At 41.9% G+C, this 20,161-nt stretch carries 15 protein-coding genes and 1 tRNA gene; 6 read left to right on the top strand and 10 right to left on the bottom strand.

Going from position 1 to position 20,161, the window contains the following annotated elements; all coding sequences use genetic code 11:
• Window positions 1-53 precede the first annotated feature (53 nt).
• Window positions 54-2,966, bottom strand: a complete 2,913-nt coding sequence (gene uvrA / locus VIM89_RS15525; protein WP_488157086.1) for an excinuclease ABC subunit UvrA — start codon at window positions 2,964-2,966, stop codon at window positions 54-56.
• A gap of 406 nt (window positions 2,967-3,372) precedes the next feature.
• Here uvrA and VIM89_RS15520 point away from each other — a divergent pair, with 406 nt between their 5' ends.
• The 4 genes from VIM89_RS15520 to recA all read left to right on the top strand — a co-directional run bounded on the left by VIM89_RS15520 (window position 3,373) and on the right by recA (window position 6,545).
• Window positions 3,373-3,957 carry an RNA polymerase sigma factor gene (locus tag VIM89_RS15520; RefSeq protein ID WP_488157085.1) on the top strand — a complete coding sequence of 195 codons (585 nt, stop codon included), beginning with the start codon at window positions 3,373-3,375 and terminating at the stop codon, window positions 3,955-3,957.
• 277 nt (window positions 3,958-4,234) lie between these two features.
• Entirely contained in the window at window positions 4,235-4,438 is a 204-nt protein-coding gene (locus VIM89_RS15515) for a hypothetical protein (RefSeq protein WP_488157084.1), read from the top strand.
• Between the two features lie 162 nt (window positions 4,439-4,600).
• Complete coding sequence (gene nth, locus VIM89_RS15510; protein WP_488157083.1) at window positions 4,601-5,362, top strand: endonuclease III; 762 nt, start codon at window positions 4,601-4,603, stop codon at window positions 5,360-5,362.
• 169 nt (window positions 5,363-5,531) lie between these two features.
• Complete coding sequence (gene recA / locus VIM89_RS15505) at window positions 5,532-6,545, top strand: recombinase RecA (protein ID WP_488157082.1); 1,014 nt, start codon at window positions 5,532-5,534, stop codon at window positions 6,543-6,545.
• A gap of 580 nt (window positions 6,546-7,125) precedes the next feature.
• Here recA and VIM89_RS15500 read toward each other — a convergent pair.
• The gene (locus VIM89_RS15500) at window positions 7,126-7,296 is read right to left on the bottom strand and encodes a hypothetical protein (RefSeq protein WP_488157081.1); all 171 of its coding nucleotides are present in this window, start codon (window positions 7,294-7,296) and stop codon (window positions 7,126-7,128) included.
• A 204-nt stretch (window positions 7,297-7,500) separates the two neighbouring features.
• Entirely contained in the window at window positions 7,501-8,502 is a 1,002-nt protein-coding gene (tsaD, locus tag VIM89_RS15495; protein WP_488157080.1) for a tRNA (adenosine(37)-N6)-threonylcarbamoyltransferase complex transferase subunit TsaD, read from the bottom strand.
• 180 nt (window positions 8,503-8,682) lie between these two features.
• Here tsaD and VIM89_RS15490 point away from each other — a divergent pair, with 180 nt between their 5' ends.
• Window positions 8,683-13,176, top strand: a complete 4,494-nt coding sequence (locus VIM89_RS15490; RefSeq protein WP_488157079.1) for a translocation/assembly module TamB domain-containing protein — start codon at window positions 8,683-8,685, stop codon at window positions 13,174-13,176.
• On the opposite strand, the gene VIM89_RS15485 is transcribed toward VIM89_RS15490, so the two are convergent.
• The 3 genes from VIM89_RS15485 to VIM89_RS15475 all read right to left on the bottom strand — a co-directional run bounded on the left by VIM89_RS15485 (window position 13,170) and on the right by VIM89_RS15475 (window position 16,426).
• Window positions 13,170-14,372 (bottom strand): bifunctional 3,4-dihydroxy-2-butanone-4-phosphate synthase/GTP cyclohydrolase II, encoded by a 1,203-nt coding sequence (locus VIM89_RS15485; protein ID WP_488157078.1) that lies wholly within the window; start codon window positions 14,370-14,372, stop codon window positions 13,170-13,172. The genes VIM89_RS15490 and VIM89_RS15485 overlap by 7 nt on opposite strands.
• A gap of 219 nt (window positions 14,373-14,591) precedes the next feature.
• Entirely contained in the window at window positions 14,592-16,016 is a 1,425-nt protein-coding gene (locus VIM89_RS15480; protein ID WP_488157077.1) for an LptF/LptG family permease, read from the bottom strand.
• A gap of 29 nt (window positions 16,017-16,045) precedes the next feature.
• Window positions 16,046-16,426, bottom strand: a complete 381-nt coding sequence (locus VIM89_RS15475; RefSeq protein ID WP_488157076.1) for an START-like domain-containing protein — start codon at window positions 16,424-16,426, stop codon at window positions 16,046-16,048.
• Window positions 16,427-16,644: 218 nt separating this feature from the next.
• Here VIM89_RS15475 and VIM89_RS15470 point away from each other — a divergent pair.
• Window positions 16,645-16,721: transfer RNA gene (locus VIM89_RS15470), tRNA-Met, on the top strand.
• Here the strand turns inward: VIM89_RS15470 and VIM89_RS15465 are convergent.
• From VIM89_RS15465 to VIM89_RS15450, 4 genes are all read right to left on the bottom strand, one after another.
• Window positions 16,678-18,291: a recombinase family protein gene (locus VIM89_RS15465; protein ID WP_488157157.1), complete on the bottom strand. Its 1,614-nt coding sequence runs from the start codon at window positions 18,289-18,291 to the stop codon at window positions 16,678-16,680. The genes VIM89_RS15470 and VIM89_RS15465 overlap by 44 nt on opposite strands.
• 43 nt (window positions 18,292-18,334) lie before the next feature.
• Window positions 18,335-18,529: a hypothetical protein gene (locus VIM89_RS15460; RefSeq protein ID WP_488157075.1), complete on the bottom strand. Its 195-nt coding sequence runs from the start codon at window positions 18,527-18,529 to the stop codon at window positions 18,335-18,337.
• Window positions 18,530-18,559: 30 nt separating this feature from the next.
• Complete coding sequence (locus VIM89_RS15455) at window positions 18,560-19,495, bottom strand: DNA-methyltransferase (RefSeq protein WP_488157074.1); 936 nt, start codon at window positions 19,493-19,495, stop codon at window positions 18,560-18,562.
• 28 nt (window positions 19,496-19,523) lie between these two features.
• On the bottom strand, window positions 19,524-20,161 hold a 638-nt coding region (locus tag VIM89_RS15450), incomplete at its 5' end, for a DNA adenine methylase (RefSeq protein ID WP_488157073.1).

Raw genomic sequence — 20,161 nt, 5'->3', positions numbered from 1 at the left:
CACCTCTAATTTCTTAGCATGCCGTAGGTATGCAATTAATCCGCTATTTAGCGCTATTTTACTATCCAATCAAAGTGCTTTTCTTTCTGTCCGGGAGCTGAAAATCGCTCCAGTAAAAACTGGCCGGTATAAGAATTTTTCTCTTTGATCAAATCTTCAGGTACGCCTTCAAAAACCACGCGTCCGCCGTTGTCGCCGCCTTCGGGACCGATATCGATCACCCAGTCGGCGCATTTGATCACGTCCATATTGTGTTCTATCACAATGATGGTGTTACCCTGATCGAGCAGGGCGTCAAATGACTTGAGCAGTTTTTTAATATCGGCAAAGTGCAGACCCGTTGTCGGTTCATCAAAAATGAAGAGTGTTTTATTAGAATTGTTCCCTTTTACAAGGAACGACGCCAGTTTGATACGCTGCGCCTCACCACCTGACAGTGTGTTTGACGATTGCCCTAACTGCACATAACCCAAGCCAACATCAACCAAAGGTTTTATCTTGTTTAATATTTTGGGCTCTTTCCTGAAGAATTCCAGCGCTTCATCAATGGTCATGTTCAGCACATCGGAAACGTTCTTGTCCTGGTAAGTTACATCAAGAATGTGCTGTTTAAAACGCTTACCGCCGCAGGTTTCGCAGGTCAGGAAGATATCGGCCATAAACTGCATTTCTATCTTCACCTCGCCCTCACCCTGGCAAACATCACAACGACCGCCCTCTACGTTAAATGAAAACGCTGATGGCTTTAGTCCTGCTGCCTTCGCCGCAGGTTGTGCCGCATACAGGTTACGTATCTCGTCCCAGGCCTTTACATAAGTTACAGGGTTTGAGCGTGATGAACGTCCTATCGGGTTTTGATCTACCAGTTCTACCTGTTCTATTTTCTGATAATCACCTTCAATGCTATCGTATGCACCGGTTTGTTCGCCGGTATAATTACCTAGAGCTTTTTGCAGTGCCGGAGCGAGAATGCGTTTAACCAAGCTCGTTTTACCTGAGCCGGAAACACCTGTTACCACAGACAATACGCCTAATGGGAATTTCACATTCACATGCTTCAGATTATTTTCGCGACCACCGCGTATCTCAACATAGTCATGCCATTTACGGCGATGTGCGGGGATAGCAATTTCTTCTTTGCGCGCCAGGTAACGTCCGGTCAGACTGTTATCGTCTTCAATTATTTCATCATAAGTACCGGAGAAGATCAGTTCACCACCATGGGTACCGGCTTCAGGACCGATATCAATAATATGATCGGCAGCTTCCATGATCTCTTCTTCGTGCTCTACTACCAAAACAGTGTTGCCTACATCGCGAAGTGATTTCAAAACGCCTATTAACCTCTGGGTATCGCGTGGATGTAAACCAATGCTCGGCTCATCCAAAACATACACTGATCCCACCAAACTGCTACCCAATGAAGTAGCCAGATTGATACGCTGTGACTCACCACCTGATAAGGTATTTGACAAGCGGTTCAGCGTTAGGTAACTTAATCCTACATTATTCAAAAAGCCTAACCGATTAGTGATTTCCATCAGCAACCTTTTGGCGATCTTCTGATCACGCTCATCCAATTCCAGATCAGCAAAAAAACTGTATGCTTTATCCAGCGGCATCAATACAATATCAGTGATGGATTTGCCATTGATCTTCACATAAGAAGCGTCCTGCCTTAAACGACTGCCTTTACATTCCGAGCAAGTAGTTTTGCCGCGATAGCGAGACAGCATTACCCTATATTGAATTTTGTAGGTCTGCTCTTCCAATTCCTTAAAGAAGGAATCCAAACCACGGAAATATTGATTTCCGCTCCATATTAGTCGCTGCTGTGTTTCTGTCAATTGATTGTATTGACGATGGATCGGGAAATCAAACTTCAGCGCGTTACGCACCAGAGCCTCATTCCACTCCCGCATTTTTTCACCGCGCCATGGGGCAATAGCTCCGTCGTAAACTGATTTGCTTTTATCTGGAATAACTAAATCTTCATCAATGCCAATTACCTTGCCATAGCCCTCGCAACGCTTACAAGCACCGTAAGGATTGTTAAAACTGAAAAAGTTCGGTGTTGGCTCTTCGAAAGCCATTCCATCCAGCTCAAAACGGTCGCAGAAAAAGCGTTCAGTTTCTTCTTCTTCATCAGGCTTCCGATAACGCACATAGCAATCGCCCTTGCCTTCAAAAAAGGCTGTTTGCACTGAATCGCCTAAACGGCTTATAGTTTCATCAGTTTCATTTTTAGTAATACGATCGATGACAATACGAACGGCGGTTAAAGTATGAGGTTTAGCTTGTTCTTCACCTTTAGCCTTTTTACTTTTGCCTTTCTCCTCTAACGGATCATTAGCGATTGATTTATCTTCCAAAATAGATTCAATACGCTCAATCTTTCCCTGATATTCCACCCTCACAAAACCTTTTTGCAACAATACCGCCAGTTCTTCTTTCAGGCTGCGGTTATTGTGAGGATGCAATGGACATAATATAGTTACCTGCGTTTCGTCGGGCAATGAAGTGATAAAATTCACCACATCGGTTACCGTATCTTTCTTTACAATCTGACCGGATATGGGTGAGTAAGTTTTACCGATACGCGAAAACAGCAGTTTTAAATAGTCATATATTTCTGTAGATGTACCAACTGTTGAGCGCGGATTAGATGTAATTACTTTCTGCTCGATGGCGATAGCCGGGGCAATGCCTTTGATATAATCTACCTCAGGCTTGTTCATCCTACCCAAAAACTGGCGCGCATAGCTCGAAAGACTCTCCACATAACGGCGCTGACCTTCGGCATACAAGGTATCAAAAGCCAGGGACGATTTGCCCGACCCCGACATACCGGTGATCACCACCAGTTTGTTTTTGGGTATGGCCACATCCATGTTCTTTAGGTTATGCACCCTGGCGCCTTTAATGATAATGTTATGTTGTGGGTCTTTCTCTGTTTCGCTGATCATAATTTGCTTATAGTTCAAAGTTTGAACACGATTTATATGATTTAACAGATTTTCATGATTCTTGTTAATCATTTAATCCTGCTAATCGTGTTCAGACAGAAGGAACGCAAAAATCCTAAAATATTTAGCACTTTCCAAATCCATTCAGTTAATTGATTGTAACTTTTAAAGGCGCTAAATCACTTAAAACCAAATGTTAAAGCAATCTTTATAAATGTTAAAATATGTTAAAATTGAGCTCTAAACGCAATATTAGGTACTACAGTTGGAAATATAATTTGGTTTTTAGGTTGAAAATCCCTTTATTTGAAGTAACAAAAATACTAACTGAGCAAGGAGAAACCCTATAGAGAGAAAATCTACTTTATAATTTTTTCACGATTTAAGACTATAAAAGTAGTGTTCTATGGATTTTCAATTGCAGAGTGATCAGGATCTAATCCATCTATATGTGGCGGGTGATGAAGCGGGGTTGGTGGAGCTCTTACGCCGTTATCAGGCTAAAATTTATACCTCAATATATTTATTAGTTAAAGACGAATATCTTGCTGAAGATATCTTCCAGGATGCCTTTATAAAAGTTATCAATACTTTACGTGCCGGTAAATATAACGAAGAAGGCAAGTTTCTTCCATGGGTAACACGTATTGCGCATAACCTTGTGATCGACCATTTCAGGCGCGAGAAACGTGCACCGATGATCAACAATGGTGACGACTTTGACATCTTTGAAGTATTGGGCAATTACGACGAAAGTACTGAGGACAGGCTGGTTCGCGAACAAACCCACAAAGATCTTAAAGCCCTAATTCATCTTTTGCCCGACGAGCAAAAAGAAGTATTGATCATGCGTCACTTCGGCGACATGAGTTTTAAAGAAATTGCCGACGTAACCGATGTAAGCATCAATACTGCGCTGGGCCGTATGCGTTATGCGCTCAACAATTTGCGCAAGATGATGACAAGCAAAGAGTTAAGTCTGAAAAACTAATAGTAATCATACTACCCGGAAGGCTGTAAAGAGCAGCAGAATTGAGTTCTGTTCCCTTTACGGCCTTTCTGTGTTTTAAGATTTTTCGCCGCAGCACAACATTTTCAGAGGTGGTATCGTTATAAATTTTGAGTACTGAGAAAATATTCTGATTTCATTTTATCCAGGTAAAAAATTTCATCAAAATTTCATCTTCGGTAAAATATTATCTTTATGTCTTCGTTATTTATCCTGTAAACCAGTCATAAACAGTACTATTAAATTTGAGAAAAAGCGTATGGGAGAAACTTCTACAACAACTACTTTTAATGAAACTTCTAACACGGCGGCCATGAAAGAGACAGATGCCAAATCCGAAAACTTAGAAGCTGATGATCTTATTTTTTATCATTCTCTAAGGGCTGAGCTGAATTTATTAAAGAAAAATCCAAGCTCGAAAACGATCCATCAAATTCTTAACTATTCTAAGAGCCTGCGTTAGATTTTAGTTCATTGATCATAGTTCATAGATCATAGTTAGGGTGCAAGGCATCAAGATTATAGTCTATGAACTTTTTTATGCTCTTAACTAAGTCCTATTATTTATTAGCTTTACTGCTCATTTCATAGCTATGAGCTATGATCCATCAACCATGAACTAACAATGCTCAAGCCTGAACGTTACCGCCATTTTGTTGACTATTTTTCAAAGCACCAACCTAATGCGGTTACCGAATTACATTACGACAGTCCGTTTCACCTGCTGATAGCGGTTATTCTTTCGGCACAATGTACCGATAAGCGCATCAACCAGGTTACCCCCGCTCTTTTTGAGAAATTCAAAACCCCTGAAGAGCTTGCTGCAGCTACCCCGGAGGAAATTTTTGAGTATATCCGCAGTGTAAGCTATCCCAACAATAAATCGAAACATTTGGTAGGAATGGCCAAAATGCTGGTTGAGCAATTCAACAGCGAAGTCCCTTCCGATATTAATGAGCTACAGAAGCTGCCTGGGGTAGGCCGTAAAACTGCCAACGTGATCGCATCGGTAGTATTTGAGCTTCCCGCTATAGCAGTGGATACCCATGTATTTCGCGTGGCCAACCGGATCGGGCTTACTACTAACGCAAGAACCCCACTTGCTGTGGAAAAACAGCTGGTTGAATTCCTGCCGAGGGAAACTCTAGCTATCGCCCATCACTGGCTTATTTTACATGGCCGGTATATCTGCATAGCCCGAAACCCTAAATGTGAAATCTGCCCTATAAACTGGTTTTGCAAGTATTACGAGCGTACCCACACCGAATCAGCGCTCAAAAAAGCAGAAGCCTTGAAAGCTAAAAAAGTTAAAAATCAGCAAAAGAAAAAGCAATTGAACACCATTCATAAAGAGCTGAAAAAGCGCAGTGTGGATAAAGATATTTGATGGTTTGATGGCTAAATTCCTAAATTGCTGATATTGTTAAAAATGCCAATAAGACCAACAATACAGCAATACAACAACTTAGCAATAAAATCAGTTAAAAATAAATTACTAAAAATATTAGTATTTGTAAAAACTAATATTTACATTTGTTACTCGAAAAATTTTAAGAATGAGCAGCGCAGAAAAATTAAAAGCTTTACAGCTTACTTTAGACAAGCTTGAAAAATCATACGGTAAAGGTACTATCATGAAATTGGGTGAGACCGCTATCGAACCTATTGATGTGATCTCGACCGGATCAATCGGTCTGGACATTGCTTTGGGTGTGGGTGGTTTACCAAAAGGCCGTGTGATAGAGATATATGGCCCTGAGTCGTCAGGTAAAACCACTTTGGCTATCCATGCCATTGCCGAATCGCAGAAAAATGGCGGTATTGCTGCTTTCATCGATGCGGAGCACGCGTTCGACCGTTTCTACGCTAAAAAATTAGGCGTTGACGTGGAGAGCCTGCTAATCTCTCAGCCTGATAATGGTGAGCAGGCACTGGAAATTGCCGATAACCTGATCCGTTCGGGCGCTATCGATATCATCGTTATCGACTCTGTGGCTGCGTTGGTACCAAAAGGTGAAATTGAAGGTGAAATGGGCGACAGCAAGATGGGTCTGCAGGCACGTTTAATGTCTCAAGCTTTGCGTAAGCTGACAGGTACTATTGCAAAAACCGGATGCTGCTGCATATTCATCAACCAGTTGCGCGACAAGATCGGTGTAATGTTTGGTAACCCGGAAACTACTACCGGTGGTAACGCACTTAAATTCTATGCGTCTGTACGTTTGGATATCCGTCGTATTTCGCAGATAAAAGATACTGACGAGGTATCGGGTAACCGCGTGAAAGTGAAGATCGTGAAGAACAAAGTTGCGCCCCCGTTCCGTATAGCCGAGTTTGATATCATGTTTGGCGAAGGCATTTCCAAAGCCGGCGAGATCATCGATCTGGGTGTTGATTATAACATCATCAAGAAATCGGGCTCATGGTTCAGCTATGGCGACTCCCGCTTAGGCCAGGGACGCGATGCCGTTAAGCAATTAATAATGGATAACCCTGAGTTAGCTGAAGAACTGGAAGCTAAGATAAAGGAAACTGTTACCGGTGATAAGTTAGCTGTTGAAACAGAGTAAGGCAAGACACGATTAAATAGATTATAAAGATTAATCGCGATTATAGATTAAGGGCCTTTCCGCATTGGGAAGGCTTCTTTTTTGAGTACTATTTTAAGATTTTCTAAAAAACTAAATTCATACATTTAAACCCGTCAATAATAGCCCTTGGATGGAAAATATTTACTACAAAGTTTGGGTCGATGCAATTGTTTGGGAGAAAGCGACAAATGGCGAAAGAAGAAACTGGAAATTTTATACGCTTATACCAATTTCTTTATGCCAGAGTATTAATATATTAACAATAGGTTTTTGGTGTCACATACCAATATTTATTCCTATTCGTTTTTTTCCGATTAAACCGCTGAATGGGTTTTCGTCATTTGCTATAAGCCTTCTTATACCTTTTATAATCCTCAATTATCTCTTTATTATCTATAACGACAGGTATGAAAGTTTAATAGAAAAGTATAAATATTCCAATGGAAAACTTTATTTATGGTATTTTATACTTTCAATGACAGCCTTCATCCTCCCTATTTTTGTCGGTATAATTTTTACGAAACGGTAATTGGGAAGAATAAGACCTACCCCTTGAGTATTAGTTTCCGCCGGTTTTCAGGTACATGTATACAATGCCGCCGATAACGATGATGGCCAGTACGATCAGGCCGGTTGCGCCTTTGCGTTTATCCTGTCTCATCAGCCAGATAAAAAACGCCACAAGCGGTAGTAAAAAAACAGTGAAGAAAATTATTGAAGGAGCACTCATTTTTAATTAGCGAATTAGTGAATGAGTGAGTTAGTGATTGCACCCATTCAGTTAGTGAATTAGCGAATGAGTGAATTAGTGATTGCACTCATCAAGCCAATTTTATAATGACCGCGCAAAGATAATTTTTTTGAATACAAAATTACGTGATGTTAGTCATGGTATATTCAAATCATTCACTCACTCACTAATTCACTCATTAAACTAAAAGGGCATTCTAGCCAGCGGTGCAGTATCTTGTCCTGCAAAATCAGCTTTCAGGTATTTGTAATAACCTGCAATGGCTATCATGGCAGCATTATCGGTACAGTATTGAAATTGAGGGATGAAAGTATTCCAGCACATTTCTTCACCTAATTGCTTCAAGCCGTTGCGCAGACCGGTGTTGGCTGATACACCTCCGGCCAATGCTACATCTTTTACACCGTATTGCTGTGCTGCTTTTTTCAGTTTGTTTAACAAGATGGTAACGATACGTTTTTCTACCGAAGCGCAAATATCCGCAATGTTTTCTTGTACAAAATTGGGATTCAATTTCGTATTGTCCCTAATGAAATAAAGAATAGCTGTTTTTAATCCGCTAAAGCTGAAATTTAATCCAGGTATTTGCGGCTCTGGAAATTGATAGGCATCCGGGTTGCCGAGACGGGCATATTTGTCGATCATCGGTCCGCCGGGGTATGGCAGGCCTAGTATCTTGCTGGTTTTATCCAATGCTTCGCCTGCAGCGTCATCATTGGTTTGACCAACTATTTCCATATCGAAATAATCTTTCACTAAAACGATTTGAGTATGACCACCAGACACGGTTAGACATAAAAAAGGGAATGAAGGTTTCGGTTCATCAATAAAATGAGCGAGCACGTGGGCCTGCATATGGTTTACTTCTATCAGTGGCAGATTTCTCGCCAATGCAAAAGCTTTTGCAAATGAAACGCCTACCAATAACGAACCTAACAGCCCCGGACCGCGGGTAAAAGCAACGGCATCAATATCATTTTTGCTGATTTTTGCGTTTACAATAGATTGTTGTACTGCGGGAACGATATTCTGTTGATGTACACGCGAAGCCAGTTCGGGCACTACGCCGCCATAGGCTTCGTGTATAGTTTGATTGGCAATTACATTGCTTAAAATTTTGCCATCAGCACAGATAGAGGCTGATGTTTCGTCACAGGAAGATTCGATTCCGAGTATTACAGGCACCTTAAAAATTCAAAACTTCAAAACCAGTTAAGTAAACTTTGGTTAATGAAGAAAGTCAAAGAAATAAACGTTAATATGTGCAAAAACTAAACTGATTATCAATAGATGAATTCATATTTTTGCGCATCCAATTAAAAATGCAAAGTTATTAAAAAACTACTCAATATAGCGTTAGGGATCGTGCTGTTTATTTTACTGGTGATAAGCATCATCCTGCTATTATTTGAGTACAAACCTGTACAAACCTGGGCAGCCAAACAGGCGACCGACTACCTTTCCGAAAAACTCCATACCAAGGTCAGCATCAAAAGTCTTTATATCAAACCATTTTCGACAGTAGTACTCGAAGATTTCTATGTGCTGGATAAACAAAAAGATACTTTAATCAACACACCCAAACTAACGGTCGATATCAGCGGTTTTTCGCTACTGACCAGCATAAAAAGACGCCACCTTGACCTGAGTTTGGTGCAACTGGACAATGGGTCAGTTTACTTGAAGAAACTGAAGGATAGCACAAGCAACCTGAAATTTCTTGAAGATTTTTTCAGTTCACCAGATACGGTAAAAGTTAGAACACAAAGCAAACCCTGTACGATAGATTTTGAGAAGATCGCTATCAATAACCTGCACTTCCGCTATAAAAATTTTCTGGTAGATACGCTGATGAAGCAGGTGAATTTTGATGACGTAGATGTGCATAATTTTACAGCTGAAGTAACTGACCTGGATCTTGTCCACCACCTCTTCAAAGGCAATATCCACAAGCTCACCCTTTTAGAAAAAAACAGCGGTTTTTACCTCAGAAACCTGAGCGGCAATGCCACCGTAGATACCAACCAGATACTGGTGCACAATATGCATGTGCAAACTGCACATTCTGACCTGAAAAACTATTTCAGGATGAAGTTCAAGAGTTTTGATGATGTGAACGATCACATTGAAGACCGGGTTTTTATGGAGGGCGACTTCAAAAACTCGCGCATAGCATCGAGCGATATTGCATATTTTACTGATGGACTGGAAAAGGTAAAATTCGACCTCGGTCTCGATGGACAAATAAAAGGCTATGTCAATAACCTGAAAGCGAAAAACCTGCTGGTTACCGGTGGTCAGGGGACTTATGTAAAGGGTGATTTCAATCTGAAAGGATTACCTGACTGGGATAACACATTCCTCGAATTAAATTTTGAGCAGATTGCCACAAATAAAAAAGATATTGATTATTTATATAGCAACTTTACCGGTACGCCAACCGCAAAGGTGCCAGATGTAATAGCCAAATTCGGGCAGATCAATTTTTCGGGTAGATTTACCGGTTTGCAAAATGATTTCATTGCTTACGGTACCTTTAAAACCAAGCTGGGCCGGTTTGATTCGGACCTTAACCTGAAGATCAATAAAGCTGGTATCCCAAGCTATAGCGGTAAACTATCCACTTATAACTTTGACCTGGGAACACTGATCGATGAAAGCGATCTCGGCCGGACTACACTCACAGCCAATGTAGTCGGCAGCGGCGATAAAGTAAAGGACCTGACTGAAAAACTGAACGCCAGTATTAAAAACATCACGTTCAAAGGATACGATTACAACAATGTGAGCGTCAATGGCACTTTTATAAAGAAGGTAGCCAATGCTAAACTTTCAATTGATGACAGCAACATTCAACTGGATGCGAACGGCAGCGTAGACTTTAATCCGAAATTAACTGAGTATAATTTCGAGGCAACTATCGACGATGCCAAGTTACATACGCTAAAATTGCTGAAGGATACCATTACACTTTCTACGCATATTGCCGCCAACTTCCACGGTCATGATTTTAATAATACGGAAGGCAAGGTGCTTTTATCGCAAATAAAGATTACTGATCCCCGGAATAACTATGTGGTTGATTCTGTATATCTGGCGGCAAACGGGTTAGGTAAGGTTAGGGAGATCAATTTAAAATCAGATTTTGCTGATGCCGGCATTAAAGGAAGCTATGACCTGGCCACTTTACCATCCTATTTTAAGACGATCCTTAAGAAATATATCCCTTCGCTTAAGACTGAGATTGTTACACCGAAGCCCCAACAGTTTTCGTTTAATCTGACTATAAAGAATCTTGAGCCATTGCTGGCTATGTACGCACCCAATGTGAAAGTTCCGGATCAGGGAACATTTGTGGGACAGTTTGATTCGGCAAACAAGACTGCTACTCTTAACGGCTATATCAAAACTGTTCAGTTAGGGAAGACTGTTTTTCATGATTTCATTTTAGACGAGAACACTACGGACAAGGACATGGAGGCCAACATTTCCTTAAGCCGTGTGAATTTTACGGACAGCCTCTTTGTAAAGAACATAAGTATCTCAAACTTCATAAAAAAAGACAGTCTTACCTTTAACATTAAGCTGGCAGACAAAGATGCTACCAACCAGCTCGACCTATATGGGCTAGTACAATTTGCCCGGGACACGACCGCCCGACTTTCGCTTTTACCATCAGACGTCATATTGGAGCATCAATACTGGCGGCTGACTGATAAAGTGAGAATACGGTTACTCGACGGCAAAACCCAGGTATCCGGCTTTGAGCTTTCAAACGGCGGACAAAAAGCCCGTATAAGTGGCTTCATCTCCGACGATCCTGCAGACCAGCTGAAGATAGAATTTGAGAAATTTAAGATGTCAACATTCGATCAGTTGGTTCGTACTGCTAATGTGAGACTGAATGGTACGTTGAATGGTGACGTGATATTAAGCAGCGTTACCAAATCGCCAGTGTTTGACTCTCACCTCGCCATCGATACTTTTATGATGAATAAGACATTGATCGGCAATGTAAAGATCGCATCCTCGCTGGATACTTCCCGTACACAGGCTAATGCCAAAATGACTATCATCAATCGCGGCCTTGAAACAATGGATGTTGAAGGTGCTTACCTGATCGGCAAAAAAAGCGAGGATAAACTGGATTTCAATATAAAAATGAACCAGGCGGAGGCTATTATCTTAGAGCCATTTGTAAGCGACCTGGTATCGAATCTTAAAGGCACCATTTCTACTGATCTAAAGCTAAGCGGCACTTTGTCGAACCCGCAGTTTAATGGTGATATTACGCTGGGTAATACTGGCGTAACTGTTAATTATTTAAAAACAGCTTATATCATCAACAGTAAGCTTCCGGTAAGCAATAGCGTGATCAATGTTGATGGACTTGTACTAAAAGATATTAAGGGACATGAGGCTACAGCAAACGGGAAAGTGGATCTGAATGATATCTCGAACCCGGATATTGAAGTGGTGCTGAATGCTAAAGACTTTATGGCATTGAATACCACGTTCAAAGACAACAGGCTTTATTATGGTGTAGCCTATGCCACAGGCCGATTCAGCTTTAGCGGCCCAACGGATAATATGAATATCGACATTAAGGCAAAAACAGATGCCGGTACGGTATTTAATATTCCGCTAAATACATCGACAGTTGCGGAAGATTACGATTTTATAAAATTTGTAAGTCATAAGGATACTGCCAAAAATGTAGTCAAAGCACGCCCGTTCAATGGTGTGAGTTTAAATTTTGACCTTACTGTGGATGAAAAAACGCTCGTAAAGATATCCACTGATTATGGCAAACTGGAGGGTACCGGTACTGCCAATAATTTGAAACTAAATATCAGCAGTCTTGGTGATTTTACCATGTTTGGCGACTTCCTGATCACATCCGGCAAATTTGAATTTATAGCCAAGGATGTGATCAGCAAAAACTTCCAGGTAACACAGGGAGGAACTATTCGCTGGACAGGCAACCCTAACAACGCCGAAATAAACATGCGTGCGGTTTATGAAGTTCGTACTGATATTAAAGAGCTTTATTCTGCGGCTGGTATACCATTGCCACAAGAGCTGGTTTTAGTTCAGGCGAACCTGATATTAACCAAATCCCTGTTGCAGCCTACCATCGACTTTGATTTTAATTTCCCGACCGATCCTTCTATCAAAGAGAATTTGAGCACTTACCTGAGCGATTATAATAACCGTACGCAACAGGCATTAAGTATTATAGCAACCAGGAGGTTCACACCGGGTGGCAATAACGGTGCGTTAGGTCAGCAAACATTGAACACGGCAACCGAAGCGGTGAGCGAATTTGCATTCAATAAACTGAACACACTGATCTCCCAATCCAACACCATCAAAAGCCTCGATTTGAACATTCGTTCATTTAACGATGCCAGTGCTTCGTTACACCTGTTCAATGAAAGGGTGGTACTGAGTGGAAGCTTATACTCCACAGCTATCACAGGCAACGATTTATATTATAACAACAATAGCTTGTTCAATTCAAGTTTCAACAACTTGTCAAAAGACTTTAGCGCCCAATATTATATTACCCGGAATGGTAATTTGACCGCAAGGTACTCTTATCGCCTCCTTAACGGTACTGTATTGAATACCATAGACCAACAGTTGACAGCGCAGTATGTAAATGGTCTCGGTTTGGTTTATCAAAGAGACTTTGACACATTCGGTGAGTTCCTGAGAAATATATTCGGAGGCAGTAAGAAGAGGCAACCTATAAACCCGCTTCCTGAGCCGATAAAAACACCAAACTCAGGAACAACTCCGGGCAGCAACAGTCATGCTGTTAATGAGAAAACGGATGATAATAATAATCAATGATCGCGCAGAATAGCGTGATCCATTTTATCGCGTTTAGTTTTCAGGTAAGCTTCATTATGAGGGTTTGGTTTTATCTCGATCGGCACATTTTCAACAATCTCAAGCCCATAGCCCATCAATCCTGAACGTTTTTTAGGGTTATTGGTCATCAGCCGCATTTTGGTGATACCCAGGCTGCGCAATATTTGGGCGCCGATGCCATAATCACGCTGATCCATCTTAAAGCCGAGCTTAAGATTTGCTTCTACCGTATCCAAACCATTTTCCTGCAGATGATAAGCTCTCAGTTTATTGATAAGGCCGATACCTCTCCCCTCCTGGTTCATGTAAACGATAGCACCTTTACCCTCTTTACTGATCATCTCCATTGCTTTATGCAGCTGAGGCCCGCAGTCACAACGGCATGAACCGAATATATCACCGGTAACACATGAACTATGCACACGTACCAACACAGGTTCGCCCGGCTCCCAGCTTCCTTTAACCAGTGCCAGATGATGTTCGCCTGTATCTAACTGGGTGTAGGCTATCATGTCAAAATCTCCCCATTGAGTAGGCATTTTAACAGCAATCTCTTTATGTACCAATGTTTCGGCAGTAAGGCGATACTCTATCAGATCTTTAATCGAAATGATCTTCAAATCAAACTCTTTGGCCATCGCCAGCAAGTCGGGAAGGCGTGCCATTTCGCCATCTTCTTTGATGATCTCGCAGATCACACCTGCCGGTTCAAACCCAGCCAGAACTGCCATATCAATAGCTGCTTCGGTATGGCCTGTACGACGCAATACCCCGCCGTCCTTTGCTATTAAAGGGAATATATGGCCCGGTCGACCCAAGTCAGACGGGACAGTAGAAGGATTTATTAATGATAAAACCGTTTTTGAGCGATCAGATGCAGAAATACCGGTAGTACAACCTGCCAGCAGATCGACAGAAACGGTAAAATTGGTCTCATGCGAGGTAGTGTTGTTGGTCACCATGGGTTCCAGTTCCAGCTCTTTTGCCCGCTGACTGGTGATTGGCGCACAAACCAATCCCCTGCCATGACGTATCATAAAATTGATCGTCTCGGGTGTGGCATTGTGTGCAGCAGTTAAGAAGTCGCCTTCATTTTCGCGGTCTTCGTCGTCAACAACTATAATGGTTTTTCCAGCTTTGATAGCTTCTATAGCTTCCGGTATTGTATTCAGCATTTTGGTGTCAGTAGTGTAAAAAGGCTTTGATAAAGCCAACGCACATTTATACGTTATACAAAGTTAATCGATACCTAACTCATTTACGGTCGGATATTTGTAAAAGTTGCTTGTGGGTTGGTTGTAGAGGTTGAAGAAGATGTAGTTGTTGTAAAGGTTGACACTGTACTACAACCATTTCAACTTTTACAACCTTTATAACATTTACAACCACTACAACTATTCTTTACGCCTCAATAACTTATTAAAGAATCGCTTATAAGCTTCCATATCGAATAAAACAGAATCATTTGCTGCTTTATAGGATAGGAACAAACCGATTGGTGTTAAAACGATTATGGATATCCACTCGCCTATGACTGGCGACAGGTCTCCGCCTTTTGCAGATTTTTCGCCTATCGTCCATGTTATATAATATACCAGGAAGAATATTACCGATACCACAACCGGCATGCCCAGGCCACCTTTACGAATGATAGCCCCCATTGGCGCCCCGATTAAAAACAGGGCAAGACAAGCCGCTGAAAGCTCAAATTTCTTTTGATATTCCAACGCAAAGTTTCGCCCGCTTTTAGCCATGTCCTTATACATATCCGAGCGGTTTTTTACCACATCATTAACTGAGCGAACCTCGTTTTGCGCATTCATTAATGCAGCCACCTGCTGCTGCAGGCTCAATTCGCCCAATATCTTATCTTTTTTGAATGGGACATATTTAATCGCAGCATTTGCGGGTTTCTTAGGTATGCCGAAATATCTAATATATGGGCTGATCAGTTTATAATTAAGTTTTGTAACACTATCCAGTTGCCTGCGGGTAGAATCGCCAAAGTACTTTAATTGTTTCAGGTCCATCATCTGCACTGCCGACCGGAATAAGTTTTCGTCAGTCCGCTTTAGTTTCATGAACGACAAGTCGAACTTTTGTTCTGTTTCCTTAAAGCGGAAACGGGTAAAGCGCTGGCGAATCTCAAAGTTTTTGTCGCCGTGTGTCTCTTCATACCTCACACCGTCCTTAAGCCTTATGATTAAAAACTGGTTATCCAACGTACGGTACATTCTCCCCTCTTTGGCTATCATTACGTTGGTATTGTTGTCAGCTTCATTTTTAGAGTAGATCATCACACCATGTAAGGTTTGCCCATCAGGGTCTTTTTTACTTACGCGTATGGAATAACCGGGAAAGCTGTTGCTAAACACCCCTTCGGGCAACAGATTGGCCGATTTTTGCTGACGAACGTCATACAAAAGCGAGTAATATTTCCTATTGGCAACAGGCAGCATATTATCGGAGAAAATGAATGCGGCAACAGCTAGTATACCCACAACGATGATCATCGGGTACATAGCCCTGCGTAAGGATACACCGGCAGATTTTATAGCTACCAACTCATAGTTTTCGCCCAGACTGCCGTATGTCATGATGGACGATAACAGCACAGACAGCGGCAATGCCATGGCTACATTGGTTGCCGAGGCATAAAGCATTAGCTGTAAAATGGTGGTGATCTCAAAGCCTTTTCCGATCAGGTCATCAATGTATTTAAACAGGAACAGCATCAACAACACGAACATGACGATCATGAAGGTGACTATAAACGGCCTGATAAATGCTTTGAGTAATAAAAGATGAATCTTCTTCACGATACAAAATTAGGGAAAATTATTTCCCTCTATGCACCTAGAACGCTGATAAGGTATTCAATCTGATTATCCCAGATTAATTTTCTTTCACCCAGGGTGTCTTCTGCCGCAAAATCGGTGATGCTTAGGGCTACGTCATTGGTTAGTTCGTCCTGTAATATTTCCATTTCAAAGAAATAGTCAGCATCATCATCCAGCCACTTAAATCTGACGAGTTTATTTTCCTTGGTGCAAAGCAATTTTGCTTTTTGTTCTTCTCCGTCCCAGTTAAAAGTAAAAACCTGGTCCCTGACAGAAACATCGTCTGCAAACCACTGTGTCAACCCGTTGGGTTCACTCAGGAAGCTGTATAGTATCCTGGGCGACGACTTAATTTCGTATTCAATATTAAATTTCTTCTTTTCAGACATAGGGTTTACAACAGCCGGCAATACGATTTGCCGTAAATCTTAACATTTTTTCTAAAGAAAACGAATTTCTACTATATTTGCAAACTCTTTTTACGGCGTAAGCGCTTTATTTAATGCCATTTTCGGGCAGCGTAATAAAGAATAACGTTTAAAGCAAACAAAGGCAGTTTTTAAGACAAATTGTTGAAAAATAGCCTGTAAAAAGATAAAAAATATCCGGCGGGGTAGCTCAGATGGTTAGAGCGTAGGATTCATAACCCTAAGGTCGGCAGTTCGATCCTGCTCCCCGCTACCAAACCGGCAAGAGCGGCAAAATCCAGGTTTAATTCTGGAATGCCGCTCTTTTTATTGGTGATAATTTGCTGAAAATAAGCAATATACAAAAAGACGGAATTTATCCGATTGGTTCGACACCCGTCATTTTTCTTACAATAGCCAATACCTTCAGGAAATACTAAAAATTGCAGATGCTGTTTAACCAAATAGTTGGCAGAAAGCCATTTAAACGGCATTTTTGAGGCAAATTCAATAGCCGTATTGATGCAGTCTTCGAGGTTCGACACCTGTTTTGAAGTCTTTAGTATATTCTGTTCAATTTCTTCTTTTTCGGCGACATATTTGCCCAAAAACTTGTTATATAAATCACCATTTATCTCTTCTTCAATATATCGTTCTTCCAGGCGGCTTATCTTTTGCATCAACTCTTTGTGCTGTTTATGAAGTAATTGGAAGTTATCCTCATTACCTTTGGTTAACTGGTTGAATGTAGCCAATGCCTGCTCTTTCAGAAGTTGTAATAGGTCTGTCGCAACATCAAGCTTGAACGCATTTAATATTGTTGCAAACATTTTATTTAATGATTCGGCGTTTTTATTATTTCCGCAGCCTACGGTATTGCATTTGTAATAATAAATTTTCTTTTTACGCACCAGATAACCGCGCAACGGCTTGCCGCAATGGTCACAACGAACAAAACGTTTAAGAGGGATGGCCTCATTTTCTTCATTAATCTGATAACCGTGCGTGTTTTTGTCTAGCAAGCCATTGACCTTTAAAAAAACATCTTTGGACACCAGCTTTTCCTGATTCCCTTCAATAATGCGGCCTTCCAGCATGTTATGGGCCATGAAACCGCAATAGAAGGGATTGCGGAATATTTCACTTATCCGCTGGTGATTAAGTCTTAATCCCTTTTCTGCAAGCCTTGCACGGATGGCTTCATTGGATAAGCCTTCGTAGGCTTTCCATTCAAAGGCCTGTTTTAAAAGTTTTCCTTTGGCATTTATGACGATACGGCGCTGGCTGTTCAGCCTGACCGCGTCAAACCCGAGCGGGGGCATGGTGGGCCAGTCTCCACGAAACAGCATTTCCTTGACACCTGCCATGCATTTTTGCTTGCGCAGTTGATTATCGAATTCGCCAAACAGGAAAAGCATTTTCTGCTGCATCTGACCCGATGCACTGGAAGTATCAATGGGCTGGGTTACCGAAACGATCTCAATCCCTAATTTACGCAATTCATTACTCAGCCAGATCGAGTTATCATTTCGTGAAAACCGCTCCAGGCTATATACCAGGATGTAAGATACTTTTTCTTTGGATTTTTTAACATAGGAGATCATTGCACTGAACTCCTTGCGTTCATCGGTTTCGGCACTTTCATAGGTGCCGCCGAAATTCGCCAATATTTGATAACCCAAACGCTCGGCATATTGGTTGCAGCCTTTTAACTGGGTAGCCAGACTCAAATTATCTGCTTGCTCCTTGCTGCTTACACGCGTGTAGATAACGCAGTTCGTCCCACGGACGGTTCGAAATGACTTTTTCCCTTTGGCAAAGGCATCAAAAATCGATATTTCTGTCATAATTATTAAATGATCAGTGATTAATGACTACCCAATTTCGGGATCATTCCTGCGGATTCAAAGCTCTTTTTTTCTTATTTTGATGATATTTGAAGATAATGACAGATAGTTGTTTCAGGGTATCTATGACCTCTCTGGCCTGCTCATCTGTGAAATGTGCGAACATGGCATAGGATTTTACTTCCCCGATTGTAATATCGTGTTCCCTGGTAATATCCATGCCTGCTAAAACTTTCAAAATCCCTCAGAGGCCAAAGTGTAATATAACTCAGGTAGTTATTTTTAATCTACTTTCTGCCAGCGCGATATATTCCGAATTGATCTCAAAGCCGATATACTGCCGGTTAAGTTTTTGAGCAGTTAAAGCTGTTGTGCCAGCACCCATGAAGGGGTCGAGGATAATATCGCCTTCGCGACTGCCCGCCTTGATACACAGCTCCGGTATTTGCGGTGGAAAAACAGCAGAATGACTTCCCTTAAAGGGTACATTAACAATACTCCAGACCGAGCGCCGGTTGGCGGTGTCATAAGGACCACGCTGTTTCCGGAAGCAATTGACCAGCTTATCGCAGACGCCTTTCCTGGATACCCTTGCAGTTCTGTCGTATTCCGTCTTTCCCTTAGCGGCTGTTTTGATGGCATTTACATCGTAGAAGTATTTCTGGCTTTTGGAAAGCAGGAAGATGTATTCGTGCGATTTCGTGCAGCGATCAGTAACGCTCTCCGGCATGGAATTCGGTTTATGCCAGATAATGTCCTGCCTGAGAAACCACCCCTGCTTTCGTAAGGCGAACGCAACCATCCAGGGCAAGCCGATCAGGTCTTTCTTTTTAATTTCCGGATGTTTACCGGTTGTCGGTAAGCCAAACCGAGCCGTATTTTTGGACGGCTTGCCAAATTCGGTATGCCTTAATCGGTAAGCCGCACTTGTACCTACCTTACCCGATCCCCAATAGGCATCGCCAAGGTTCAGCCACAATACGCCGTCCGGTTTTAATACCCGTTTTACTTCAAGAAAAATAGCCGCCAGTTTCCCGACGTATTCTTCGGGCGTACGCTCGTCGCCTAATTGTCCGGCAACACCGTAATCACGCAGCCGCCAGTAAGGCGGACTGGTCACACAACACTGTACAAGGTCATCCGGTAACTTTTTCAGGTTTTCCAGGCAGTCGCCCGGATAAATCGTATTAATTCCTAACTCCATTTCCCCTCACATTTCGTTCTCACACAGGTTATTTCACTGCCAGCGGATAATTGGCGGTCAGCACCTCCGTCTTTCGTTTGGGGTTGCCGCCTTTGGCATTGACCGTTACAAAGAGTTCTCTTTTGATGAAATTCCAGCCATATTCGCTGATATACCGGTCGAGTATATCTGATGGATAGGATGACAATAGGAATTTGCCTTTTATGCCCGCTAACAGGCGCAGCAACGCTTCATAATCGGCATCTGTGTAGCCTTTGTAATGCCCACAATTGGAGCCGATATACGGCGGATCGCAGTAAAAAAATGCGCCTTCATGATCCCGGCTTTGAATGATATAAAGTGCGTCCGCATGTTCAATTTGCACTTTCTCCAGGCGTTTGCTGTAGTCCTCGGTAAAGTTTTCCCGCTTATTGGCGATACGTTTTGAAGTGGTATTATCAGTTTTGTCGAAGCCGAATGGGCCGTCCATCTTGGCAGAGAATGCCTGGGCGCAAATGACCCAAACGGCCCAGGCGCGTCTGACTTCGTCGAACAAATCCGGATTGTGGTAAATCACCTCTGCCTGCCGGAAAGAATTCCGGCAATGCAGGGTACGTTTGATCATTTTCTGCAGCGGTTCAAACTGATCCCTGGTCACCCGGTAAAAGTTCATCAGCTCGCCATTGG

Origin of the sequence: Mucilaginibacter sp. (assembly GCF_036568825.1) — a bacterium.
Classification (GTDB): Bacteria; Bacteroidota; Bacteroidia; order Sphingobacteriales; family Sphingobacteriaceae; genus Mucilaginibacter.
The sequence above is the reverse complement of the archived record's forward strand: the minus strand, read 5'-3'. Positions and strand labels throughout refer to the sequence as shown.